The sequence below is a fragment of the Paenibacillus sp. Soil750 genome (genome assembly GCF_001428045.1).
GTDB classification, from domain to species: Bacteria; Bacillota; Bacilli; order Paenibacillales; family NBRC-103111; genus Paenibacillus_E; species Paenibacillus_E allorhizoplanae.
Genome location: NZ_LMSD01000023.1, coordinates 189547 through 214862 on the forward strand (window position 1 = coordinate 189547; position 25316 = coordinate 214862).

Sequence of the window (25316 nt, forward strand, 5' to 3'; positions counted from 1 at the left end):
AGCGCGTGGGATGCGCGTTTTTTGGCTATGAGGGTGCGCCCCCAAAAGTAATCGGATTTAACTTCGAAGGCAGTCGTCACTTTTTGGGTAATCAGTTCGTTACTGTGCTCGAGATTATCCGCGAAAACCAGGAAAACGGAATGATCAGTAGAGTACTGTGGTGCGGATTATTTACAATCTGCCTTCCCTTCTTGTACCTTAGCCTTATCAAACACGAGATGGGAGGAATCAAATTGAAAGCGTTGACAAAAGTGGCAGAGAATCATCACCATCCTAACGTCGCCCAAACGGAAGGGGTTAGGAGCAAGTTTTTAAAAGAAGTAAAAAGGGACTATTGGTTATATCTCATGCTGCTGCCGGGTGTAATATATTTTCTGATTTTCCGTTATCTTCCGATGTGGGGACTGGTGATTGCGTTTCAGAACTATATGCCGTTCCTTGGAATCTCCAAAAGCGAGTGGGTGGGCTTCGCTCATTTTCATGCTTTGTTCAGTAGCCCTGATTTCTGGATGCTGCTGCGAAATACCGCGATCCTGGCGGCGTACAACATTTTTCTATTTTTTCCGTTGCCAATAATTATCGCGCTAATGCTCAATGAAGTCCGGCATGAAGTGTTCAAGAAGTTTGTTGTTTTGCTGGTTTACGTTCCACATTTTCTGTCGTGGGTAATCGTTGTTAGCTTTTTCTATTTTTTCTTTACGATCGAGAACGGTATTGTTAATGAAATCTTGCAGTCGCTGGGATTCCAGAAAGTACATTTTCTGGACAGCACCCGTTGGTTTAGACCGATGGTCACCCTGGAAGTCATATGGAAAGAGACGGGATGGGGAACGATTATCTTTATGGCGGCGTTGGCTGGTGTCAATCCTCAGCTTTATGAGGCGGCCCGTATGGATGGGGCGAACCGCTGGCGGCAGCTTTATCACATTACACTGCCTTCGATACGAAGCACCATCGTCATCCTGTTGATTCTGCGGCTGGGATCGTTTCTCGATACCGGCTTCGAACAAATCTATCTGATGCTGAATACGCTCAACCGAGAAGTCGGGGAGGTGTTCGACACCTACGTATACACGGTGGGGATCTTAGGCGGCCAATTTGGCTTCAGTGCGGCGGTTGGCATGTTCAAGTCAGTGATCGGACTCGTATTGGTTTTGCTCACAAACCGGCTGGCCAAAAAATTCGGGGAAGAAGGCATTTACTAAGCTAACAGGAAAGGAGGTCAAGGCATAGATATGCACAGATCATGGGGCAGTAAGCTGTTCGATAGCGTTAATTATTTTCTTTTATTTCTGATGGCCGTGATTACAGTCGTTCCGTTTCTGCTCAACGTGACCGGCTCGTTCGCAGCTCCCAAGGAAGCTCTCCAGAAAAGCTTTGTGATCATCCCGGAGACGTTTTCACTCGCCGCTTACCGGTACATTTTCAGCACGAATACGATTCCGCACTCATTATGGGTCACGATTTTCATCACGGTTGCGGGAACGGCCATTAACATTGTGCTTACCGCCTTGATGGCGTTTCCTTTGGCAAATAAACGGCTGCGGATACGCAAGCCTGTCATGCTGATGGTCATTTTCTCCATGCTGTTCAGCGGAGGTATGATTCCGACCTATTTGGTCGTGAAAAATCTAGGATTGCTCGACACTTACGGGGCACTTCTGCTTCCTGGGGCCATCAGCGCCTTTTATCTGATCATATTGAAAAACTTTTTCGCTCAGCTACCGGATGAACTAGAGGATTCGGCCCGAATTGACGGTGCTAGCGATCCACAGATCTTGTTTATGATCGTGATTCCGCTGTCGATGCCGGCGATTGCGACATTAACGTTGTTTTATGCAGTCGGGCATTGGAATCAATTTCTAAACGCTCTTCTCTATATTAATGATGCAAGCAAGTTTCCGATCCAGGTATGGCTGCGTCAAATTGTCCTTTTGTCACAAACCGGCATAGGTGATTCCGCAAACAACTTCGAGGGGGTGATTCCGCCCGGGAAAACGATCCAAATGGGCGTTACAGTCGTATCTACAGTTCCCATTCTGCTTGTATATCCTTTCTTGCAACGGCATTTTGCGAAAGGCGTGCTGCTCGGGTCCGTAAAAGAGTAAGAAAGACGGCTCGGGAGCGGAAAACCATTCAATAAAAATATGGAGGTTATGCTTTATGAGAAAAGGGTTTAAGAGAATGGCACCTGCGGTGTCGATGCTGCTTATCGCGGCATTGGCCGGATGTTCCGGAAGTAACAGCAATCCGTCCGCGGTCGGTACGGATTCGTCAACGCCGTTTCGAATCAAAATGATGAGCCAATTTGAAACGGCAGAGCCCCCGACAGCGGACAACCCCATTGTGAAATATATCGAACAGCAGACGAATACGAAGCTCGATATCACATGGGTGCTGAACTCCAATTATACGGATAAATTGAACGTATCGATGGCATCCGGGGACCTGCCGCAGGCGATGCTTGTTGTCAATCCGCAGGATACGGTCATCGTAAGCGCTGCACAGAGCGGGTTCTTCTGGGATGTCGAGCCCTATTTGAAGGACTATCCGAACCTAAGCAAACTAGATAAAGATACACTGAACAATACCCGGATCAACGGAAAAATATATGGTCTTTATCGGGGTCGTTACCCGGAAAGGATCGTCATGTATTACCGGAAAGATTGGCTGGATAAAGCAGGTGTTAAAGAGCAGCCTAAAACCGTGGATGATTATTATAATTTGCTAAAAGCATTTACGTTGAATGACCCGGATGGAAACGGGAAGAAGGACACTTGGGGCATCACCGAAAATAAAGATTTGGGCACCTATACGTTTCCGCTCCTGTTCGGCGCGCCGTATGGCTGGGGGTATATCAATAACCAGATGGTTCCCGATTTCATGTCCAAAGAATATGTGGACTATTTGAAATTCATGAAAAAGCTATACGACGAGAAGATCCTCAACCAGGACTTTGCCACAGTGCCGGGCGCCAAAGTATCGGAGGATTGGACCAACGGGAAAATCGGCATCCGAGGAAACATCGTCGAAGCTTACCGAGGCGAAACGTTCGTCGGCCTAGGCAAGACACTGCCGGGCGCAGACGTTCACTTCATCCCGGCGCTAGTATCCACGACCGGTCAAAAGCGGGTTGCCAAGGGCAGCGGGTTCCTGGGCATGTATATGTTTCCGAAGTCGAGCGTCAAGACGGAAGTGGATTTGAAGAAGATTTTGAGCTTCTTTGACAAGATGGCCGACGACAAGTTGGTGAAAACGGTCCTGCTCGGCATTGATGGGGTTCATTACAAGGATGAGAACGGCGTACAGAAGATTTTGGACGACACCAAATACAACAAGGAAGTCGTGCCGATTCAACACCTCGCCATGCGTTCGGTCCTGATCAACAACGGAACGCCGCTTGCGAAAGAGGCGACGGATGCGCTTGCGGAAATTAAACAGTACGGCGTTGCGGACGCATCGTACGGACTCATCCTAAGCGATGATAGTAAGAAAAAGCTGTCGACGAATAAGAAAATCATCGACGACGCGAAAATCAAGTTCATCATGGGCGTCATCGACGAAGCGGGCTGGGGTAAAGAGCTTGAGAAATGGAAGCAGTCGGGCGGCGCCGACGTTATCAAGGAATATACTGAGCTGTACAACAAATATAAGAAATAACAGACTTGGAGCGTGAATTCAGGTATGAATTATCGAGAGCTTGTGTCTCGCGGAGATTTACACTACGAACACACCGTCAAAAGAAACGAAGGCGGTCTGCCGATCGGAAACGGAAAAATGGGAAGTCTTCTTTGGACATCCCCGTCTGCTGTGAAATTACAGGTAAATCGCGTCGATGTGTTTGCCAATGACCGCTCGACGAACAGCTTCAATCAAAGGCATCTGGATTACGGCTACGCTTGCGGTTTCGTCGACATCGATTTTGTGGATTACGGGGAAGACGTGTTTAAGGACGGAACGGTTCGCCAGCATTTAAGTTTATACGATGCGACGGCCTCCATCCACGGTAACGGAGTTGCTCTCGAAGCGATTGCTTATGACCACAGCGATGTGTATGCCTTTAAGGTCGAGGATGGAAGGAAAAGCCCGCAAGGCATCAACATCAAGTTGAAGATGCTCCGGCCTGCGGAAGTCGCGACGAAGAGTCATACGGCGGTTTCCAAACTCATCATGCACAAAGACGTGATGATCTTGAAGCAGGAATTCAGGGAGGGCAGCTATTACTGCTCCTCGGCGGTCGCGGTCGGAATCTCTGACCGCGAAGGGATCATCCGGATGAACGATGAACTTGGCGGAAGGGCGCCGGTCACTGATTTTAGAGAGAGCAAAGTACTTGGGCAGCCGAATGAGACGGAAATGCGCTTATGCATTAAACCAGGTACGGGAAGATTCGAAGTCTACATAGCAAGCAGCGCTACCTTTGATGAAACAGTGGACGTCTCAGCGTTGGCAATAAATCAATTAGAAGCAGCAAGAAAAGCGGGCTATGAGCGCTTGTTGAAGGAGCATAAGCTTTGGTGGAACCAGTTTTGGCAAAAATCATTCATTCGCCTGAGCAGCGATGACGGCAGCGCCGAGTTGGTGGAGAAGCATTACACGTACTATGTGTATCTGATGGCGTCAAATTCCCGAGGCGGCAAATATGCTCCCAACTTCGGCGGCATGTTGTTGAGCCCGCGCGGTGACTTTAGACACTGGGGAGCTATGCAATGGTGGAGCAACCTGAGGTTATATTACAATGCGGTTCTGGCAACAGGTCACTATGAGTTGATGCAGCCCTATTTCGACATGTATTCGGGTATGTACGATTCGTGCGCCAAAGCGGCGGAGCAGCAGTGGGGCAGCAAGGGGATCTATATTCCCGAAACTGTATGGTTTAACGGTGTGGATGAGCTGCCCGAAGATATTGCCTCCGAAATGAGAGAGCTTTACTTGCTTCATAAGCCTTGGGAGGAACGCTCCGAAAGATTCAAGCAATATGCACATAAAAAGCATCCGCATGAGAGCCGTTGGAACTGGAAGGGACACGAATCATGGGTAGACGGGGATCTGGTCTATTCCGATAAGAGCTGGGGCCCTTTCGGATCCACAACCCATATGTTTTGGAACATAGCGGGCATCGCCTATCATTATTGGAATTATTATGAATTCACCAAAGACAGGGCATGGCTGGAGGATCGGGCATATCCGATGATCAAAGGGGCGGCGGAATTCCTGCGCAATTATCCGCACTTGCGAAAGGAGGATGATGGCAAATACCATATGCACAATACGATCAGCGGTGAGAAGTACATTGGGGGCAAAGATACGATTCAAGTGATGTCTTCGCTTCACGGGATTATGCCTGTGCTGCTGAAAGCCGCTCATATATTGGGTGTGGATAAAGACATGTGGCCGGTGTGGGATGAGTTTTATCGCAACCTGGCTCCGCTCCCGCGAAGCGATCATCCTGAGGCTGTCTTTAGAACAAAAGAAGATGAGGAGCCTGTTTGGGTTGGGGCGATCGGTCATGTGCTTGACGATCGGCGGGAAATCGCAAACGATCCGATGCGGGATTTTATTCTTTGTTCCTTAGAGACCGCGAGCGAAAATCTGGATTGGTTCCAAACAGGCAAAAGCACCCTAGCCTTTCAACAGAATATGCTGGGTGGTGACTGGAGCAAGGCTGTGTCCGAAATGTCGTCCGTTGCCGTCATGCTAGCCGGTATGGGAGTGGCCGAAGGCTTTAAACAAGCTGTAGTGGCGCAGCTGGAATGTGTGAATGCCGATCGTGAATATTGCTACTATGCAGATACGGGGAAAATCAAATATTACGACAATCGGCTGACGGTACGGGAGGGTGTCAACGCCATCAGCGCACAGAGGCTCGGAAATGTGGCGTACGCCTTACAGGTTGCACTCTGTCAAAGCGGGCCCGGCACCCCTGGCAAAGAGCCGATCATTAACGTGTTCCCCACAGTCCCTGATGGGTGGGATGTGGAATTCTCGCTTTGGAGTCACGGAGGTTTTAAAGTTACGTCTGAGATCCGAAAAGGTGTTATCGTTTCGTTAAGTATTGAATCCACGCTCGGCGGTATTTGCAGAATGCGCAACCCTTGGGGGGAACGGCAAGTGTCCGTAGTGCAGGGAGGCCGTGAAGTTAAGCGTTTGAGCGGTTCATTGTTTGAGTTTGCGACCGGTGCAGACGAGTCGTTCGTCTTTGCCATCACAGAGTGAGAATTTATCGAGAATCCTAAAAGATCGAACCATATTTCATAAGGAGTGGTTTCAAATGAGAACGTATCGATTACAGCAGCTCGCCGATGTTATGGAAGGACATATTTTGAAAGACATCATGCCGGGGGATTACATTTCTTACGGTGGACTTGCCTTCGAGAAGCCAGGAGCACGCGCCCATACGAACGACGGGCCGGGCGGGATCGACTATCATGTGCATGAAGATTGCGAAGCTTTCCTGATCATGCAGGGCAAGGGCGAGGTTGAAATCAAAGAACAAGCAGGTTCAATCATGCATCCCGTTAAGACGGGAGATGTCGTTATTATTGAGCCGGGAGAGGATCATCATCTCATTTCAAGCGTCGAAGATCCTATCGTCGTCGTCTGGTTTCATGCAGGGCCGTCACGAAACAAAAATCAATTTTAATAAAGATAAGTGAGGATGAGTAGCATGCAGGCAGTTCTAGTTGGTTTAGGAAACTTCGGTTTAGGGTGGTACAAGAGATTAAGAAGTCATCCGGGTGTGCAGACGGTATGTGTTGTTGAATCAAACGTCCAACTTCGGGAAACGATTGATCCGGAAACACCGTTTTATTTGACTTTGGAAGAAGCGATTATCAGCGAACGCCCCGATTTCGTCATTAATGTTACACCTCCTCACGTTCACACTACGATTAACGAGATCGCGTTCTCGCATGGCCTGCCGGTGCTCTGCGAGAAGCCAATTTCGAACGATATTACGGACGCGCAATATATTGTCGGTCAGGCTGAACTGAAAAACATTCCGTTCATGATTTCCGAGAATTACCGTTTCTTCGCTCCGGTGCTCAAGGCGAAGGAGCTTTTAGACAGCGGCGTCATCGGACATTTGTCATCGGTACACATTGAATTCGACCGTTATCATGTCGTAACCGTTCCTTATTTCGGTCGGCTGGCAAACGGACTGCTGGAAGATGTTACTATTCATCATTTCGATATGATCCGTTATTTTACCGGTCAGGAAGCCGTGAAAGTGTTCGCCATGAATAGCAATCCACCTGGTAGCTGGACGGATACGACGACGATCCACCTTAGCGCTTGGATGGAGCTTGACGGCGGGACGGTCGTGGATTATCACGGCAACATGATGGCCAAGGGAAAACTAACCGAATGGTACGGCGATTGGCGTTTCGAAGGTGCGGAAGGCGCGATTGCGGTGACAAGCAATCGAGTGCAGCTTATGAAAGAAGGAAAAGCCGATGAAGTGTACACCTTTGACGGGGTAGGTAACGTGCTGTCGATAGATGAATTTCTTGCTGCTTTGAAGGAGAAGCGAGAGCCAAGACCTAGCGGAAGAGATTATTTGAAGTCGCAAAGCTTGGTGCATGCTGCAGCCGTATCTTCGAGAACGGGCAAAATGCTTTCCGTGGAGGAAGCACTGAGAGAGGTGTAACCATAATAAAAAACTAAAGAAGATTTTAGCCTTGCGAGAAATCGTAGGGCTATTTGCTTTTGTGTCACGGTGGGTTCGTAGGCATTTGCTCCTTTAAGAAAGTACAAGAAATCATTGAAAAGTGATATATACGCAAATTTATACCATTGTTAAAATTACTATCGAAAGCGCTTACTTTAACTTATGATCAATTACTTTCAAAGGAGGAAGTGTAATGAAACGAAACACGGCATTAAAAAGCTGGCAATATTGGAGACGCCTGTTTGCGCTCGTAGCGGTTGTAACCATACTTGTATCTCTGATGCCGATGGGGGCGACTTTGGCTGCGGAACCCGAGGTAGGTACTGGCAATCGGTTTCGGCCAGCGCTGTAGGATTGAACGGAAAGATTGCCAAGGATATTCGTTTTGCAGAAATGCTGATCCAAAAACAGGCAGTACTCGATCCTACAGTCTTAGCAAATCCGGATGTGAAATTAAAGTCGCTTTTGAATTCAAAATCCTCATTTTAAGGAGTAAAACATGAGTAATTGGAATCGCATTAATGATGGGACCCTTAATCCGCCAAAATTGGATGTTCAACAAGCCATTTGGGCCATGCAAGGATTGGGAGAGAACGGAATAGAATGGTCACTGGAGCAGAAGTTTGAGGAAATTGCTGAAGCGGGCTTTACAGGTGTCAGCTATTTATTGCCATCTGTTGCAGATATGGACTTGTGGCATCGTTTGCTTGACCGCTATAAACTGAGCTTCAGTGCGATTGCCTTTCCCGCCAAGCCGCAAGACTTAATTGATATCATGAAGCGAGCTAACGACTTTGGCCGTGTACAATATATCAATTCGCAGGTACTTGATTCTTTTGTCATTGATCAAGAAGCTGTTCAGTTACTGCAATCGTTATTGAAGGTAACGGATGAATTTCGTATTCCACATTTTATTGAGACGCATAGAGGAACGGTTACGCAAGATTTAATTCGTACGGCAGGCTATATTGATGCCCTTCCTGATCTCAAATTGATGATCGACTTATCTCACTATGTCGTTGCTGGAGAAATCATAGGAACGAATGAGAAGGTTGAAGTCTATTTCGATAAGCTACTGGAGCGCTCTGCAGGTATGCATGCCCGTGTTTCAAGCGGTGAACAGGTTCAAGTAGATATAGGCGTGGATGGTGATCATCCGATGGTGGTGCATTTTACACGCTGGTGGCGTAAAGGTATGGTGCATTGGCTTAAACAAGCGAAGCCAGGAGATATATTTCCGTTCTGCTCAGAGCTTGGACCGCCGAACTTTTATGCAATGACCTACCGAGACAAGCGAGGGCAGGAACATGAAGTTTCCGACCGATGGCAGCAAGCGTTACTGTTCAAAAGAATCATCGAGGAGCAGTGGAGGCAAGCGCAAGACATGAAATGACTCGGGAAAGTTCATCTTGACTCTCCAGGTGCAACGAGATATCAGAAGAACAACTGAAATTTTAGATTTCAGGGATTCACTTATTATCCAAAAATGAATAAATAAGTGTATAAGCAATGATAGGCTCCCATTTTGATTGTAGAGCTTGTCGCTATAGTACAACAATAAAGATAGGCCTCGAAGTGAACTGCACCCCAATTGTTAGATATAACTAACAATTGGGGTGCAGTTTTTTATGTGGATTAGGCACATCTATATGTCAAAATATCTTTTGAAAATTCTGGAGGGATCGCCGGACCCGTATACTGGATGGTTCCCTCCTTGTTAAACTTTTCGGCATCAATATCTCTTCGATCGATTATTTGAAAATCAACTAAGTGAAGATGTCATGATGAGGATTGGGGTATGAAGGCATATCATTCAAGCTACAGTTAACTTCAGGTAACTAAGTTTAAAAATTTTCACTTCTTCTCATAACAGGAATGACTATCTATAATTGAAAATGTTAGATGATATGTTGGGAAGGATGAATATCTTCCCTGAAGCAGAATACACACTTTTGTGAAGTAAGTGCTTTTTGCGACCAAAGTGGGTATAAAACTAGGAGAAGGTCCGAACACCAGAGGTTCCTCGTGTCAGCATATTCTAAAGGAACTCGAAAGTAGTTTGCGCCGCTTGCGAACGGACTACATTGATCTGTACCAGATCCATGTTTTTGATCCGAAGACATCGATTATCCATGATTATAAAGGATAGACGATCGGAGGTAAAATGATCAATGATTTACGAATTGAGAATCTATACAATTCATCAAGGAAGAATCGATGCGATTCGAGAGCGTTTTTCCAATCATACACTTGGTATTTTTGCTAGACTCGGTATGCAAGTGTGTGATTTAAGAGCGGAATACTTTAAAGTATAGATACAGGAGGAGTTAAACTCATGAAATATCGTAAACTTGGCAAGAACGGCCCTGAAATATCAGTTATTGGCTTCGGTTCTTGGGCAATTGGGGGAGGCGGCTGGGCGAGCGCTTGGGGGAATCAGGACGATGAGCTGTCAGTCGAGAGCGTACGCGTCGCATTGTATAACGGGATCAACTTTTTTGACACTGCGGCAGTTTACGGTCTGGGGCATTCAGAGGAAGTCATAGGGAAAGCGCTAAAGGGCGACCGCGACAAAGTAGTGTTGGCGACTAAATGCGGTCTGGTTTGGGACGAGAACAAAAGCATTTCCAAGAATGGAACCTACCACTCTATCCTTCGCGAAGCGGAAGCATCTCTGCGTCGTCTTGGTACCGACTATATCGATTTGTATCAAATGCACTGGCCTGACACGGATGCGAACGCACAGGCTGAAGAGACGATGCGCGCCATGGATAAGCTCGTACAAGATGGCAAAGTGCGCTATGTCGGCGTAAGCAATTACAATGTTTCGTTATTGGAATCATCGCTCGCCGTAAGACATGTTGATTCACTTCAGCCACCGTATTCCATCCTGAGACCGGCTGTTGAGAAGGAGACTCTGCCGTTCTGTCTGGAGAAAGGAATCGGTGTTGTCGCCTACAGCCCGCTCACATCAGGTCTTCTATCGGGAAATTATACCTACGACACCAAATTCTCGGATGACGATTGGCGATCCCGCAATGCTGCACATACAGGGGAGGGTCTGAGGAAAAACGTGGACCGCGTCGAGAAGCTGAAAGTTATCGCGAGCAAGTACGGCGTTACCATGCCACAGCTTGCCATCGCATATGTTCTATCCCATCCAGCATTAACTAGTGCACTTGTAGGTGTTCGCAAGCCGAGCCACATCTTAAGTGTACTGCCAGCCATCGATCTGACTCTGGATGAGCCCGCACTTGCCGAAATTCGTAAAATAGCTTTCGAATAATTTCGCCAAGAAAGCCTGAAAATAGCAAATAAAATATTAAGATGAACTGGAGTGAGATATACAATGAAGAAGAGAATAATTGTGACTGGCGGAAGTGGTAAAGCTGGTAAATGGATTGTGAAAGAATTGGTTGAACAAGGGTATGAGGTTTTGAATTTGGATTGGAAACTGCCAGAGGTTCCCTTGTGCAAGACGCAGATTGTAGATTTGAACGATTTGGGTCAGGTTCACAATGCCTTATCCCAACATAGTGTCAGGGATAGACAACCTGTGGAAGCAGTGATTCACTTCGCCGCAATACCGGAAGCCTTTATTTATCCGAATGATGTGACATTTCGAAATAATGTCATGAATACGTACAACATCTTGGAGGCTGCAGCTAATCTGGGTATCCGTAAAGTAGTACTCGCATCCAGCGAATCATCCTATGGCATCGTGTTTGCAGAACAATTTTTCGCACCGAATTACCTGCCAATTGATGAAAGCCATCCTCAGAAGTCGGAAGATAGCTACGGATTATCCAAAATGGTTAATGAAATGACAGGGGAGTCTTTCCATAGAAGAACAGGAATGCAGGTTATTTCTTTTCGTCTGGGAAATATATTGGAACCGAAAGATTATTCACGAGTTAGGAATGACTTCACGAATCCAGAGAAACGACTTCGGATTCTATGGAGTTACATCGATGTCAGAGACATGGCAGTAGCCTGTAGATTGGCTGTGGAGAAAGACGGGCTTGGCGCGCAATCGCTTATTCTAGCAGCTGATGATACTTCATCGGATCTTTCTAGTGAAGAACTGATCCATAGGTTTTTGCCTGAACTTGCTAAATATGTCCCTCATTTACCTGGCCGAGCTAGCTTTCTATCGAATGATAAGATCAAAGAGGTTCTCGGCTGGAAACAGCAACATTACTTTATGGAACAATAAATGCTAATCAATTTGGTATTCTGATATTGTCCCCTTTAAGTAGGTAGTGCGAATTATGCACTACAGTCTACTTGGAGGGGATTATGTTTAATCCGCTACTCGTGAAAATGATCCAAATAAACCGGATTCCTAAGCGTATAGGAACCCGGTTTATTTGTATAAAAAATGGCTTAGCCTGCGAAATCCACGTTTTGTTGGCTGGACCCATCGCGACTTATAGAAACGGATGCGGATGAGGATTGAGTTGTCCAGCAGTCAGCGCCTCTTTCGCATATTCAAGATCCGCCGGCACCTGAAGTACTCTCTTCAGCCCCGTCAAGCGTTGCAAGTGATGTCCGAACGTCATCGGAAGCATTCCCGGAATCAGAACTTTTACGCAATGCAGCCCGTTTCGCAGCGTTTCCTGCGAGGACTGATCAACGACGATCACATCGAGGTTCAAGCGGCGAAACACCTCAATCGTGTCCTTCAGATCATCGGTCAAATCCGCATGACTTGCCTTACGCTTGAACTCCTCGTCAAACGTTCTGATCGGACGTTTTCTGTCCAACAAAAATTGCAGCCGTTCTTGTGCCTGTGGCAAACCGTACAGCATGGCATGGTCCTCCATCTGCAAAACAAGAAACGGATCGTTGAGCATTTGCTTAACATGTTCCAGTCTCTCCTCAAAATTCTCTTGCAGGAAGTTAAACCTGCCGGCCAATTCGTGAATGGCGCTTTTGGCGGCCCGTACCGGATCCAAATGAGCTCCCGCAGCACAGATAAGATTCATCTTTCCGGGGCCTATGCTTTTCGCGAGCACCCAAATGCTCGGAATCCCATTCTCCATTGTCATGTTAAACAAATGTACATCGTATCCGGCAACTGCGCCCAGCCTTTCGACCATGAGCCTCAGTTCCAGATCGTTAGCAGAACAGGGGTCCAAGCGCGGGATAGACAACTGGGCGTACCACGTCATCAGGAAAGAGTCGCGCTCGACCACTTCCAAAATCCCGTATAAGATGGCTTCCTCTAAGCTTCCGCCTAACGCACACCCGTTGGAGCCTTCCTGAACAAAACTGTCACCGAATCCCGAACTGTAATAAGCAAGACTCTCCGGAACAAGGATCGGATACTCTCGCACTAGCGAATAACCCCATACCCAATCGATCGGGAGGTCGGGATCAAACGGTTCGAACGGGAAATCAGGCTGCGTATACTGTTCCTTTGAGTATAACCCAAGCTTGGAGGGGTCGAGCGCATGATCAGCAACATGGTTGAAACTGTCACAAGTAACAGATCGTTTACCACGGGGGGTTATACCGCAGTGTCGCTCCAATCCTTCCAAGATCGCGGTTAATTCGCTTTCCGCATAAGAAAAGCTGTGGCCTCCCGTTACCTCATCTCCCATCAGAAACGACGGCATGTTAACCCCAACCCCGGCAAACGGCGACACAAGGTCAAGCATCTTCGCATTAAAAACGCCGGTCCGGGAATCCATATAGTCTTTGGCCAAATGTTGTTTCAGGTCGTCTATCGGACGGCTGCGGTAACTGTCGGGTCTTATCTTAGGTCTCGGCTTGAGCGAAATGATTGCTGCCGCCGATGAATCGTCGGGCAAATGGCCGCAGATCTCACAGAGTGGGTCAGGCAGAATGAAATGGAGCGAGCTATTCAGCGTTTCCAGATCAACGATATACATATGCTCCTCCGTATGGGCTCGGCTGCCCCCTAGCACTCGCTGCGTCTCGGCAATCAGCAAGTGAGCTGCATGCCAAAGTCCTGAAGGCGAAGATTTTACGCGTTGTATGTCCCCAGGCGACGCCGTGAAACGCCTGTTATCCGCACACTGGGAGCATCCCGGCGTACCAGGACGAACCAAAGGCCCGACTATGCCCTCATCCATTGAAATAAAACCCCGCAACCATGGGATGCCGGCCTGCTGCAGAGCCTCTTCAGCTTCGAAGTATCCGGAGGAAGGCCAGTCATCGTGCAGCACCAGAACTAATTTCGCTGCTTTCGGTATGTCTGAAGTGAAATCTGTCTGTCGAACAACCTGATAATGGTCAAATAGCTCTCCGCATACGTAGTCGGCCAATAAACCTTCTCCGACAACTGAAATGATAGCATTCAAGAGTTCACCTCATCTCGCAGCAATGTGCCCAGCTCGTTTCGGCGGGTTCCTCCGCTAATCTCCCTGAGACAGAAGAGAAGGAGCTGCCAGTCGGCAGCCCTTTATCCATCAATTATATTTTAGTAATGACTACTATATACACGTATTGGACATGGGCATAAAATTTTTTAATAATAACCACAAAGTCGATTTAACATATGGATCATCAAAAAAAGGAAAGACAGTTTTAGTCTGTACTATATGAATTTTCAGATCTTTTGACTGGAAAAGTAGCGTTTTAGTAGGTGAAAGACTGTTTTTACGCATGGGTGGACTTGTATCCATACGATGTTACCTACACAGGAGTACATTATATAGCAATGTATCTCTGGTGGCAGAAGGAGGTGGACGTTCGTGACATCACAAATTCGGAAAGAGGACGTTCGTAAAATGGTCGGTAAACAAATTATGGCACTGAAAAAAGACGGAACAGTCGTATCAGGCAAATTGGTCAGAATTAGTGGAAACAAATTGATTGTAGCTCCACAAAAAGGTAAAAATGTACAGGTTAAAGCGATCATCCCATTGGTTTTGTTTGATCTCTTAGCAATCGGCACGGAACCTTTTGGATTCGGTGGTTTTGGAGGTTTCCCATTTGGCGGAGGCTTTGGCTTCGGTGGTCCAGGATTTTGGTGGTAATTTGAAATATGAGGGCTGCACCGAAAGATTATTTCGGCGCAGTCCTTTTTTTATAGAACTTTCTTTATTTGAGTGGGGTTAACTCGAGTGGGCTTTTCTTAAGTATATGACATGAGGGACAAATAGCTGTACATAAAATTACTTGTGAAGAGTTGGGACAGATCGGGAATTCCGGAGGAGGGAAATGATATGGGCCAAGACACTCCACATCAATTGCCGGAAGAAGTTATCAAAGAGTATGCTTCTCAAATTGAATTTTTGGACAATTATGGTAATTTTGGTGCTTACCGGTTTCAGTCCTATCGTCAGGCCAAAGTATTGGCGGTCGGCTCTGGTCCATTTTTGATCTCGGTCATTTCTAAGCTGCTTGTATCCGGAATGACCAAGTTTCACATTCTAGTCTCTGGCACAGGGCCGACTGATCGACAACGGATACAAGAACTGGCGGCACATGCCCGTAAAACAGACCCCAAGGTGAGAATAGAGGAAGTTACCCTGCAGAAGAAAGCGGTTAGTAGTTTGCGGGAGGCTGTGAGGCCGTTTGATTCAATTTTGTTTGTGTCACAGGAGGGTGATATCGAGGATCTCCGGGTTCTTCACGCGATTTGTAGGGAGGAGAGGAAGTTGTTTCTTCCCGCAATATGTCTGCAGCAGGTGGGTCTGGCGGGGCCGATAGTGCATCCGGACTTTGAGGGATGCTGGGAGTCAGCGTTTCGCAACATTCACGAATTTGTGATTTATAAAAACCCTCAGCTGCACACCTTTTCTTCCACAGCGGGAGCGATGTTAGCAAATGTGATCGTGTTTGAATTATTAAAAAAGATTACGGGAGCGAACGATGCGGAACAAGGGAATCAATTCTTCCTGCTTAATCTGGAAACATTGGAAGGAAAATGGCATTCGTTTATGCCCCATCCGCTTGTGACCGGACGTACTGCAGCTGAATGGATTCACGATATCGATCTGCAGCTCGAACGGAGATTAAGCAAAAGTGAGAACGGATTGCTTCCTTACTTCAGCCGATTGACATCGACTGTATCAGGGATTTTTCATATTTGGGAGGAAGGCGACTTAAAGCAGCTACCGCTCTCTCAGTGTCGCGTTCAGCCCGTCGATCCGCTATCGGAAGGGCCGGCTGGTCTTCTGCCAGACATTGTTTGTACAAATTTGACGCATGAGGGAGCGAGGCGGGAAGCGGGGCTGGTCGGGATTGAAGCGTATGTGTCGCGAATGGCTTGCCTGCTCGTTTTGAGGCTTCCATCTTATCAGGAATCAGAGGGCAACAAGATAGATCAGCATGAATTTATCGGCGTTGGAGCGGGAGAAACGGTTGCGGAAGGCATTAGCCGAGGGTTACAACGGAGTTTGGCCGATGTACTGGGCAAGCGAATGGCATGTCAGTTGCCTTCTGTCTTTCGAGTACAGTTATCTACTATAGAAGATATATATTGCCAGTTTTATTTGCAGGCTCTGACGACGATGAAGGGAGCACCCATGTTTGGTTTAGGAGATGAAATATTCGGATTCCCTGTGATGTGGGTCGGTACAAGTGATCGTTGGTATGGCGGTGTAGGCTTGAATGTGACCCTGGCATTGCGAGATGCTTTGCAGCAGGCTTTGTTGGTGGCACAAAACCAACCGGCTTGCCTCACATCGAAAGTGTTGGAGGTATCGTCGGTTCATACAGTTGAACAGTTGCCGCTAATCTTGGAGATCCCTTCATGTGAAGTGACGTTAAAATCGGATGTTCTGCAGTCGGCCTTGCAGGTCTTGGAACGGAACCGTAAGCGACTATTGGTCTTGGATCTAGCAGTAGAACCGTTCTTGAAAGAGGAAATGGCAGGAGTGTTTGGCGTGTTGCTGCGCGATGGGGAATCCCGTTGAGTGCTATCGTTATGATTGTGGGAGACGGGTTATTAGCGTACAGAAAAAAGTCACCCTGAGTTAAAGATGAAGGGTGACTTTGTCTAGTTGTTATTTGTGTTGGATTAAGGAATTACCATACGAAAGCTGATATGATGATAACTAAAAGAATAAAAAGAACCAAAATAGCTGCTGCGCTTGCACCATAACCTGCACAACTTCCACTATAACCTACTGCTCCCATGTTTACTCATTCACCTCTGGTGATTTGTCACTACGAGATAAAATATGTTTGTTACAAAGTGATTGATTGGACGTATGAACCAAATTGAGTGTTTAAATAGCCGGTATTCGTAAAATAGAATTGGTATGTAATAACACCTGAAAAAGAATAACCGGAAATTCCCGCTATGTGCCCACGCATTATTTAAAAATTTGAATCTTATATATATTAAGCCCCCACAGCCCACTCGTCTCATATTTCAACCCTCAATTACCATAAAAAAAGGTCTCCCTTAGATTAAGATTAAGGGCGACCTTTTTATGATAAGAACAACGAAAAAAACGGCCCGTGTTTTATTTCGCGGCCGTTTTTTCTCATATTGATTCTTTGTGTTGGGTTAAGGAATTACCATACAAAAGCTGATGTGATGATAACCAAAAGAATAAAAAGAACCAAAATAGCTGCTGCGCTTGTGCCGTACCCTGCACAACTTCCACCATAACCTACTGCTCCCATGTTTACTCATTCCCCTCAGGTGATATATCACTACGGTATAAAATATGTTCGTTAAATAGTGATTGATTGGACGAATGAACCAAATAAATTGTTGGAATAGCCGGCATTCGAAAAAAAAAGAATTCGGATGTTTTCTGCTGCAGCTAAATTTGGTATCCGAAAGTGGCCATCTTGATGTCATTCTCCGCGGCAACCGGAATATTGGCCTACAGGAAATATTCCAGTTCGCAATACGAAGAACAGTGTAGCGTGGTAACACCACCGTCAAAAAATTAAGCCCCTTCCATATTTTTTCGCAAATTGATACACCGAATCGGCAAATGTTTTTTTCTGTACTTTGAGATAAGTAATAAGGGCCTCTTTGTCTTGAATCGGTACACCCCAATCCTCAGGAATATCCCGAATTACTTCTTCAATGAGGGTTTCAGGTAAAGCAAGGATCTGTTCAATATATGAAGAGAGTATCGATGGATCTTCAAGCATGCCCATAGTCCAAATATGAACGATAGAATCCTTTTTAAACTTATCGTGCTTTTGTAATGTCGCTTTATTCCATTTATATCCTCCCGGAAAACATTTACCGTGATCGATCATGTGAATATCATATTTGCCTTCCGGTAGTCGCTCCAAAAGAATGTTGCTTTTTGTACGATCAGAGTTATGCACCCAATGGTCGAATACGAAAATTCCGGCTAATACTTGGTTATTTTTGATATCCATTTTAGTCGGATGAGGAGGTTCCTTCGAGAGGCCTCTGCAATTGTCTATAAATAGGCTCGCAAATTGTGTGCCTGGATTGTATTTAGAAGAAAACTTTTTCGGGATATATTGTATCTGCTGCTCTGTCATATTCACTATTTTAAATGGCACCACAGGCAAAGAAAGGTATTGCCCTAATCTGGCGATCACGAATTCATTTACCAGTTCCCTTGTTCCGTGGAAATTGTTTTTACATTTTACCGCATAACGGTTTCCATCATTAAATGACAACAAATGTGCGGCTTTTCCAGACAGCGTCTCCAAATATTTTATCGGTTCTAATGATGTCATCGCTCAGCAACCCTTCTTTGATAGAATCTAACATTACAATATTCAATAATAATTTAAGAGTATGGACAAAAGGGATATTATTTTTCTAACTTGCCATTGCTGAATCGCGCTGAACCTTATCATAAATAAGGGTTGAGACCAGAAAGCAAGCAGTACTGAAAACAGTAAAGGAGCAGCCGTAGCTGCTCCCTTGACATGTTAATTCTTACATACTAAATGATAATGACCACAAATTGGAATAGTTTCTACCATAAGATATATACACATTGGTAGTCGTGTTGCGCCATTCGGGTTCATTGCCATAATGGGAAAGACGATGTTATCATCGGAGGAATGTTATAGGCACATTCGGCCAAAATGGCCATACGAATCGTTGTCACTCCCCAAATTGAGGCCTCACTCACTTCAACTGTCCGTCAGCGCCTACCACTGAACCGTTTGATCGCATCCTCGGTCACCGGCGCGAAGAGGTTAACCAGATTGCCGTCGGGATCGCGAAACAGCACAGCACGGTTCCCCCAAGGCATCGTGGTTGGTTCCTTTACCCACTCGTTGACAAATGGCTTCAAGCGCTCGTATTCGGCGTCGACATCGTGGACGCGGAACTCGATGATGACAGTGCGATTTTCGGCCGCCACTGCGGAACCAGCGCCGAACAGTTGCACTGTCTGGGAGTGGCCGATCGCCAGGGTGCACGATGGCAGAACGAGTTCGGCAAATACGGGTGCGGGGCGTTCCGCCGAAACACCCATGACTTTCTCATAGAACTTGACGAGACGATCCACGTCGTCGGTAATGATGCGTACAGAAGCAAAATTCACGAGATACCATCCTTTCTATAATAAATGATACAATACCGTATCATTTCATTTTGGGCCAGAATACTTCGCATTTATCTCCCACTCCTTTATGTTTACTTACTCCGATTATAATAAAACGCTACTGACAACAGTATGTCAGTAGTGTTTTAACATTTTTTTGGCTTACTCCCGAATTCGATCTCAACCTTGGTGTAGCTGTTCAGCAAGTCCCATGTTGTCAGGTGACAAGTGCTTTATCTCATTCCCGACGTATGATAAGAAAAAAGTGAGGTCGGTTCAACTATTGTATGCAACAAATGACCAGACAAATTTTTCAATTCATTTGTACAATCATCACTAGCAGCATTTCATATGATGAATACAGAAATATGCATAGGGGTGATTGAATTGAAGTTCAACTATTCCATCCGTACACAATTTAGCTTTTTTGCAAAAGATCGTATGTTAAGTTGTATTTTGGCCAAGGTTGCGAGGCAACGTGTGAATATAACCGCTATCACTGTCATTAAAAAACACAACCACAGTAATAGTCTTAGGCTCGTAGCTGGTTCACCCGATACGGAAAGCCCGAGCGATCTTTGGATCGTCAGAAGTATATTAAAGTCTTTTGGCGTTAAGTTCAGAGAAGAGAAAGTCGTTCAAGTGAAAAATATTACTCCTAATGTTCCAGGTGTATTCAATAGCATCTTCGGCGCAGTTTGGTGCAAGGTAAAAGTGAAAGCAATGTATGATGGAGAGCAGAACGCCTCATTCCTCAATGTTTCCGATGTAAAAAAAACGATACGGATCTTGTCGCAAAAAAATGTGCGACAATGCCCGAAAAATTGTCGACGCTTCCGGTAAATCCAGTTATCTCCATGCGTGTTGTTTGCCAATCATCAAAACCAGATTCGTCCACCAAGCCGTCTTGGCTGTGTTAATCTTACATGTAATATACGGCCCTGTCCGAGTTACGAAAGATAGATCGATGGTTGGATTTGTACTGTTTTTGAGCGATTTCACGGGATAACCGATTTCCGTTATGTTGCTGGACACGAAGATATCAACACCGCTGGGGAAATTAACACCGGACGAGTCAGAACCAAATGACACACGACCCGCTGGTGCTGCATGCGACGGAAGCATTTTCCGTCGGAGTTGTCTTAGGATTGAAAATACAGTAATGGATATTAGCCTTACGAGAAATCGTAGGGCTATTTCAGTTTGCAAGGTAAATGATAGGTTTGGTCTCCCTTTTTTCCAAACGAATTATAGCGTTTACATTTTTTGTTGACAATGGTTGAACTAAAGTTATAGGGTATAAATTAAAGATATTATTTGGGAGGGAGATCAACTTGTCAGTGGAAATTAATGATTTCTTAGTTCCTGATATCGGCTACTTAATATATAGAAAGTGCACGCCAACCTGGGAAATCGCCAAAAATGAAATCTCATTTTGTGACATCACCTATGTCATAGAAGGGAGAGGAATCTATACAATTAATGGCGTACAATACGAGGTGAAACGCGGTGATCTTCTCTGCATTCCACGCGGAAGTATCCGTATGGCCCGATGCATTGTCGATGACCTTATGAACGTATATTCCGCTAACTTCAAACTCTATGATATGAACGGACAACAAGCCGACCTGCCTCTTCCTTTGCTGACGCATATTGGGATTAAAAGCGACCTCATCGGGCTCTTTCGCGAGTTATCCAATGCCTGGGTTCGTAAGGAAACTGGGTATCACACAAAAGCCAGAGGTCTGCTACTTGTCATTATGCACAGATTGTATGAGCTGATTCTCTTAAAAAAAGATCCCGCAAGATCAGATTATCGGGTAAAAAAGGCTATCAACTATATATCTGAAAACTACGCGAGCAATGTTACTGTAAAAGAGATTGCAAATCTCGTAGGGCTCAATACCGTATACTTTGGGGCACTATTTAAAAATGAAACGGGCATACTGGTCAATCAATACTTGACGCAAACGAGAATTAACCATGCAGAGGACATGCTGCAAAATGGTGAATGCAACGTAACCGAAGCTGCAGAGCGTTGCGGGTATAGCGATCTGTCGCATTTTCGAAAGCAATTTAAAATGATCAAAGGATATTCACCGTCACACTGTCTCAGAAATCAACCTGACTAGCTTACGCTAGTCTTTTTTTTTTGCAAATAATATCTTTAATTAGGCATGGTTAACTATATTCAGACTATTGTTGAAAGATATCTTGAATGCTAAATTCTTAATTAAGAAACAAAAGTGTTTTGGCTATCTTTGTAGGTGCTGAACGATGAACTTAATAGGAATAAAATGTTAAATTCACACCCTATATGTTGTAGTTTATGAAAACGCTTTAATTTATGCGATAGAGGTGCATCATGGATCACGCGAGACGTATATATTCCGAATACAATGCTTGGCTGCAGCCAAAATCCAGTCTAGAGCCTAAAGCTTTGCGAATCCGTGCAGGCTTCGATTTAGATTTTATCCATCAAGAATGTCGTCTAGGTTTAATTCGCCTATGGGGAGAAATTCAAGAATGCGATGAGTACACGCTGCAATTAAAAATGAATGACCTGGAGCATGAGGAGTTTTCACTTACCCCACTGGAAAATGGATTCGAAATCGCAGGCGGCAGTAAGAATGCGCTTTTATATGGTGTTTATCGTTTCCTAAACCGGCTTGCCACTGGAGAGAGCATGGAAAAGATTCATGAACACTCAGCACCCAAAGTGGACTATAGAATTATTAATCATTGGGACAACATGGATGGGCACATTGAACGCGGATATGCCGGTAATTCTTTCTTTTTCCATAATAATAAATTTGATTACGATCAAGAAAGAATTAAAAATTATGCCCGAATGATGGCTTCTATCGGGATTAACGGAATTTGCATTAACAATGTGAACGTGAACAAAGTAAGCGCTGGTCTGATTGCTGAACCGCTGCTTTCTGACATGGCAGAACTAGCTGGACTGTTTAGACCTTTCGGCATTCGATTATTGGTATCCGTACATTTTGACGCACCGATGATCGTCGGCGGGCTTACAACCTCTGATCCGCTGGATGCGGGAGTAAAGGAATTTTGGAAAGTTCAATCCGCAGTTGTATACGATAAAATCCCAGACTTTTTAGGTTATTTGGTGAAAGCGGACTCAGAGTTTAGAGGCGGTCCGGAGGCCTTTGGACGAACTCAAGCAGACGGTGCCAATACGATTGCCGCAGCGGTCGCTCCATTTGGAGGGTTGGTCTTTTGGCGCTGCTTCGTGTATAACTGCCAGCAGGACTGGAGAGATGCACAAACCGATCGTCCAATGGCGGCTTATAAGCACTTTCAGCCACTGGATGGTACATTTGATCAGAACGTCATTCTTCAAATCAAAAATGGCCCAGTAGATTTTCAGACGAGAGAGCCAGTATCGCCTCTTTTTTCAAACCTTAAAAACACTCGTGAGGCCATTGAGTTTCAAATTGCTCAGGAGTACACAGGCCAGCAAATCGACCTGTTCAGCCTAGCTGTACAGTGGGAAGAAATTTTGACAACTGAAGTTAACAAAGGGAAGCAGTTGAAAAGCTTGTTTGGTCAAGAAATCGTTGCTGTGACAGCGGTTACAAATACAGGAAATAACATGAACTGGACAGGCAACACCCTTGCACAGTGCAATCTGTACGCTTTCGGGAGAATGGCTTGGAATCCGGAACTTACTGCTAAAGAGCTGATCTGTGAGTGGATTCGAATTACGTTTGAAACAGATGAGCATGGACGCCAAACGATAGAAGAGATGCTGCTTACATCAAGAGGGATTTATGAGAGCTATACAGCTCCTCTTGGTATTGGCTTTATGGTAAATCCAAGTTCTCACTACGGGCCTAATGTTGACGGTTATGAGTTTTCCAATTGGGGGACTTATCACAGAGCAAGCTCTGATGCGATTGGTGTCGATCGAACTTCCAAAGGAACGGGATTTACACTTCAGTATCCAGAGTCACTACAAAGGATGTATGACCATATAGAAAGTTGTCCTGAGGAACTATTGCTGTTTTTCCATCGAGTTCGGTACGACTACAAAATGAAAGACGGACGAACCTTGCTTCAGTACATATATGACAGTCACTTTGAGGGTGCTCAGCAAGCGGAAGCATTGTTACAATCCTGGGAGACTCTGGAAAACCGAGTTCCACAGGAAGCCTTTAACTCGGTGAAAGCGCGACTTCAACTTCAACTTCTCAATGCTCGTGAGTGGCGAGATCAAGTGAATACGTATTTCTATCGCAAAACAGGAATTGACGATGAAAAGGGAAGAAAAATTTATATGTAAGGTGGTGCAGATATGGAAATTACAAATAAAAGGCAATCGTTCAGGTATATGAAACGTTACTGGATACTCTATGCAATGTTGGTTCTCCCAATTGCCTTCTTTCTCGTTTTCCGTTACATACCCATGGCCTATATTCAAATTGCATTCAAAAACTATAGCATTGTAAAAAGCCCATCGGAGATGGAGTGGGCAGGAAAGAATGGGTTCGAATATTTTATTAAGGCATTTTCCAATCGCGACTTTCTTTATTCACTTAGAAACACGATCGGTCTTAACTTTCTTGACTTACTATTTGGATTCCCTGCACCTATTATTCTGGCTATTCTTTTAAATGAACTCGCCTTCAAACGTTTTAAGCGATTCACCCAAACAATCGTCTATATGCCGCACTTTTTATCATGGATTATCATTTCAGGTATGGCACTACAGCTTTTTGCCCCGACTACAGGGCTTATCAACATCGTGCTAAACAAGATGGGCTTTGCATCAATTCCGTTTCTGAATGAACCTTCGTATTGGGTGGTCACCTATATTTTACTGGGCATATGGCAAAGCTGCGGCTGGAATACCATCATCTATCTGGCTGCTATTACAGGGATCAACCCAGAACTGTACGAGGCCTCATCGGTGGATGGAGCAAGTCGTTTACGAAATATTTGGCACATTACGCTGCCAGGACTTCGTCCTACGATCATTGTTATGCTGATTCTAAGCCTTGGGCGCATATTGGGCAGTGAATTTGACAGACCTTACGCACTCAGCAATAAGCTTGTCTCAGAAGTTTCTAACGTTATTTCCATATTCGTTTATAACAACGGTATTCGTGGATTGCAATTCTCTCTCACCACTGCCGTCGGTCTATTTCAATCCGTTGTGTGCGTCATATTTTTGTTTGCAGCAAACGCTTTGGCGAAAAAATTTGGCGAACGTGGCATCTGGTAGGAGGCTGTAACATGATTAAATCAAAAGGGACTAGAATCGGAGACTGGATTATCGCTTTCATGTGTTTCTTGTGTATTTTAGTTTGTCTCCTGCCGTTGTTGAATATATTGGCACGATCCTTAAGCTCTGCGGGTTCCTTGGTGAAAAATGAAGTTTTTCTTCTGCCTGTAGGACTGAATTTCGATGCTTACTCAACGGTACTTGGAGATTCCAAATATACATGGGCGTTGTTATGGACAGCAATACTAACCGTGATTACCACGCTTTGGTCGATGTTAATGACAATTATGTGTGCATACCCGCTTACCTATGACAACCTGAAAGGGAAAAGGATTATCACGGCACTCATTATCTTTACAATGTACTTTAGTGCAGGCACAATCCCAACCTACTTGCTGTTGAAAGAGCTGCACTTGCTCAATAATCCGTTGGTACTGATTCTGCCAAACTGCATTAGTGTATTCAATGTTATCATCATGCGCAGCTTCTTCTTCGGGATTCCGGAGAGTCTTAGAGAATCCGCTGAACTCGATGGAGCAGGACCTCTTAGGGTACTCATCAACATCTATCTACCGCTTTCCGCACCTGTGCTTGCAACGCTGGCTCTTTTCTATGCAGTAGGCCGCTGGAACGGGTTCTCTGATGCATTGATGTTTATGTCCGATAGAACCTACTTCCCGATACAATTGCTGCTTTACAACATACTTAATAGTGTCAGCAGTATTGAGGTGGCTACGCAGGAAGGCTTTTCAAGCCCAGGCCTGTCTGAAACGATTAAATCAGCAACAGTTATGTTTGCAACCGTACCGATTTTGCTCATTTATCCGTGGCTGCAGAGATACTTTATCTCCGGCGTCACAATCGGCGCGGTAAAAGGTTAATTTAACGGCATGATAGGAATTGGCTACGTCAATTT

The 25316-nt window shown here is 45.4% G+C and carries 23 protein-coding genes and 1 pseudogene; 18 read left to right on the top strand and 6 right to left on the bottom strand.

All coding sequences use genetic code 11. The features are described from left to right. The first annotated feature begins 347 nt into the window (after nucleotides 1-347). From ASL11_RS21100 to ASL11_RS21140, 11 genes and pseudogenes are all read left to right on the top strand, one after another. Nucleotides 348-1205: an ABC transporter permease gene (locus tag ASL11_RS21100; protein ID WP_436239589.1), complete on the top strand. Its 858-nt coding sequence runs from the start codon at nucleotides 348-350 to the stop codon at nucleotides 1203-1205. 30 nt (nucleotides 1206-1235) lie between these two features. Next, nucleotides 1236-2108 carry a carbohydrate ABC transporter permease gene (locus tag ASL11_RS21105; protein WP_056619223.1) on the top strand — a complete coding sequence of 291 codons (873 nt, stop codon included), beginning with the start codon at nucleotides 1236-1238 and terminating at the stop codon, nucleotides 2106-2108. A 55-nt stretch (nucleotides 2109-2163) separates the two neighbouring features. Continuing rightward, on the top strand, nucleotides 2164-3660 hold the full coding sequence (locus ASL11_RS21110; RefSeq protein WP_056619227.1) for an extracellular solute-binding protein: 1497 nt from the start codon (nucleotides 2164-2166) through the stop codon (nucleotides 3658-3660). A 24-nt stretch (nucleotides 3661-3684) separates the two neighbouring features. Beyond that, the gene (locus ASL11_RS21115; RefSeq protein WP_056619230.1) at nucleotides 3685-6216 is read left to right on the top strand and encodes a glycosyl hydrolase family 95 catalytic domain-containing protein; all 2532 of its coding nucleotides are present in this window, start codon (nucleotides 3685-3687) and stop codon (nucleotides 6214-6216) included. 55 nt (nucleotides 6217-6271) lie between these two features. Further along, nucleotides 6272-6643 carry a cupin domain-containing protein gene (locus ASL11_RS21120; RefSeq protein ID WP_056619233.1) on the top strand — a complete coding sequence of 124 codons (372 nt, stop codon included), beginning with the start codon at nucleotides 6272-6274 and terminating at the stop codon, nucleotides 6641-6643. Nucleotides 6644-6667: 24 nt separating this feature from the next. After that, nucleotides 6668-7648: a Gfo/Idh/MocA family protein gene (locus ASL11_RS21125; RefSeq protein WP_056619236.1), complete on the top strand. Its 981-nt coding sequence runs from the start codon at nucleotides 6668-6670 to the stop codon at nucleotides 7646-7648. A 214-nt stretch (nucleotides 7649-7862) separates the two neighbouring features. Next, nucleotides 7863-8021, top strand: coding sequence for a hypothetical protein (locus ASL11_RS36605; RefSeq protein WP_157256999.1), 159 nt, complete (start codon nucleotides 7863-7865; stop codon nucleotides 8019-8021). A gap of 147 nt (nucleotides 8022-8168) precedes the next feature. After that, the gene (locus tag ASL11_RS21130) at nucleotides 8169-9062 is read left to right on the top strand and encodes a sugar phosphate isomerase/epimerase family protein (RefSeq protein ID WP_056619239.1); all 894 of its coding nucleotides are present in this window, start codon (nucleotides 8169-8171) and stop codon (nucleotides 9060-9062) included. A gap of 570 nt (nucleotides 9063-9632) precedes the next feature. Next, nucleotides 9633-9797 (top strand): annotated as a pseudogene (locus ASL11_RS35930) (aldo/keto reductase); the annotation flags it as partial. Between the two features lie 207 nt (nucleotides 9798-10004). After that, the gene (locus ASL11_RS21135; RefSeq protein ID WP_056619242.1) at nucleotides 10005-10955 is read left to right on the top strand and encodes an aldo/keto reductase; all 951 of its coding nucleotides are present in this window, start codon (nucleotides 10005-10007) and stop codon (nucleotides 10953-10955) included. A 63-nt stretch (nucleotides 10956-11018) separates the two neighbouring features. Then, entirely contained in the window at nucleotides 11019-11885 is an 867-nt protein-coding gene (locus ASL11_RS21140) for an NAD-dependent epimerase/dehydratase family protein (RefSeq protein ID WP_056619245.1), read from the top strand. Between the two features lie 214 nt (nucleotides 11886-12099). Here the strand turns inward: ASL11_RS21140 and ASL11_RS21145 are convergent, their stop codons facing one another. Further along, complete coding sequence (locus ASL11_RS21145; protein ID WP_056619250.1) at nucleotides 12100-13998, bottom strand: TOMM precursor leader peptide-binding protein; 1899 nt, start codon at nucleotides 13996-13998, stop codon at nucleotides 12100-12102. A 393-nt stretch (nucleotides 13999-14391) separates the two neighbouring features. On the opposite strand from ASL11_RS21145, the gene ASL11_RS21150 reads away from it, so the two are divergent. Next, the gene (locus ASL11_RS21150; protein ID WP_157257000.1) at nucleotides 14392-14676 is read left to right on the top strand and encodes a 50S ribosomal protein L33; all 285 of its coding nucleotides are present in this window, start codon (nucleotides 14392-14394) and stop codon (nucleotides 14674-14676) included. 189 nt (nucleotides 14677-14865) lie between these two features. After that, entirely contained in the window at nucleotides 14866-16560 is a 1695-nt protein-coding gene (locus ASL11_RS21155) for a putative thiazole-containing bacteriocin maturation protein (protein WP_082595656.1), read from the top strand. A 112-nt stretch (nucleotides 16561-16672) separates the two neighbouring features. Here the strand turns inward: ASL11_RS21155 and ASL11_RS35935 are convergent, their stop codons facing one another. The 4 genes from ASL11_RS35935 to ASL11_RS21165 all read right to left on the bottom strand — a co-directional run bounded on the left by ASL11_RS35935 (nucleotide 16673) and on the right by ASL11_RS21165 (nucleotide 19149). After that, the gene (locus tag ASL11_RS35935; protein WP_082595658.1) at nucleotides 16673-16783 is read right to left on the bottom strand and encodes a YjcZ family sporulation protein; all 111 of its coding nucleotides are present in this window, start codon (nucleotides 16781-16783) and stop codon (nucleotides 16673-16675) included. 384 nt (nucleotides 16784-17167) lie between these two features. Next, nucleotides 17168-17278 carry a YjcZ family sporulation protein gene (locus ASL11_RS35940; RefSeq protein WP_082595659.1) on the bottom strand — a complete coding sequence of 37 codons (111 nt, stop codon included), beginning with the start codon at nucleotides 17276-17278 and terminating at the stop codon, nucleotides 17168-17170. 264 nt (nucleotides 17279-17542) lie between these two features. Further along, entirely contained in the window at nucleotides 17543-18328 is a 786-nt protein-coding gene (locus ASL11_RS21160; RefSeq protein ID WP_056619254.1) for a HipA family kinase, read from the bottom strand. Nucleotides 18329-18744: 416 nt separating this feature from the next. After that, nucleotides 18745-19149 carry a VOC family protein gene (locus ASL11_RS21165; RefSeq protein ID WP_056619257.1) on the bottom strand — a complete coding sequence of 135 codons (405 nt, stop codon included), beginning with the start codon at nucleotides 19147-19149 and terminating at the stop codon, nucleotides 18745-18747. A 351-nt stretch (nucleotides 19150-19500) separates the two neighbouring features. Between ASL11_RS21165 and ASL11_RS21170 the strand changes: the two genes are divergently transcribed. Continuing rightward, the gene (locus tag ASL11_RS21170) at nucleotides 19501-19992 is read left to right on the top strand and encodes a hypothetical protein (protein WP_157257001.1); all 492 of its coding nucleotides are present in this window, start codon (nucleotides 19501-19503) and stop codon (nucleotides 19990-19992) included. 6 nt (nucleotides 19993-19998) lie between these two features. Here the strand turns inward: ASL11_RS21170 and ASL11_RS36610 are convergent, their stop codons facing one another. After that, nucleotides 19999-20184: a hypothetical protein gene (locus tag ASL11_RS36610; protein ID WP_157257002.1), complete on the bottom strand. Its 186-nt coding sequence runs from the start codon at nucleotides 20182-20184 to the stop codon at nucleotides 19999-20001. A 305-nt stretch (nucleotides 20185-20489) separates the two neighbouring features. Here ASL11_RS36610 and ASL11_RS21175 point away from each other — a divergent pair, with 305 nt between their 5' ends. From ASL11_RS21175 to ASL11_RS21190, 4 genes are all read left to right on the top strand, one after another. Then, nucleotides 20490-21281, top strand: a complete 792-nt coding sequence (locus ASL11_RS21175; protein WP_235550550.1) for an AraC family transcriptional regulator — start codon at nucleotides 20490-20492, stop codon at nucleotides 21279-21281. Between the two features lie 233 nt (nucleotides 21282-21514). Continuing rightward, on the top strand, nucleotides 21515-23458 hold the full coding sequence (locus ASL11_RS21180; RefSeq protein ID WP_056619265.1) for a hypothetical protein: 1944 nt from the start codon (nucleotides 21515-21517) through the stop codon (nucleotides 23456-23458). Nucleotides 23459-23470: 12 nt separating this feature from the next. Continuing rightward, nucleotides 23471-24400 (top strand): ABC transporter permease, encoded by a 930-nt coding sequence (locus ASL11_RS21185; RefSeq protein WP_056619268.1) that lies wholly within the window; start codon nucleotides 23471-23473, stop codon nucleotides 24398-24400. Nucleotides 24401-24411: 11 nt separating this feature from the next. Continuing rightward, on the top strand, nucleotides 24412-25281 hold the full coding sequence (locus ASL11_RS21190) for a carbohydrate ABC transporter permease (RefSeq protein ID WP_056619271.1): 870 nt from the start codon (nucleotides 24412-24414) through the stop codon (nucleotides 25279-25281). Nucleotides 25282-25316 lie beyond the last annotated feature (35 nt).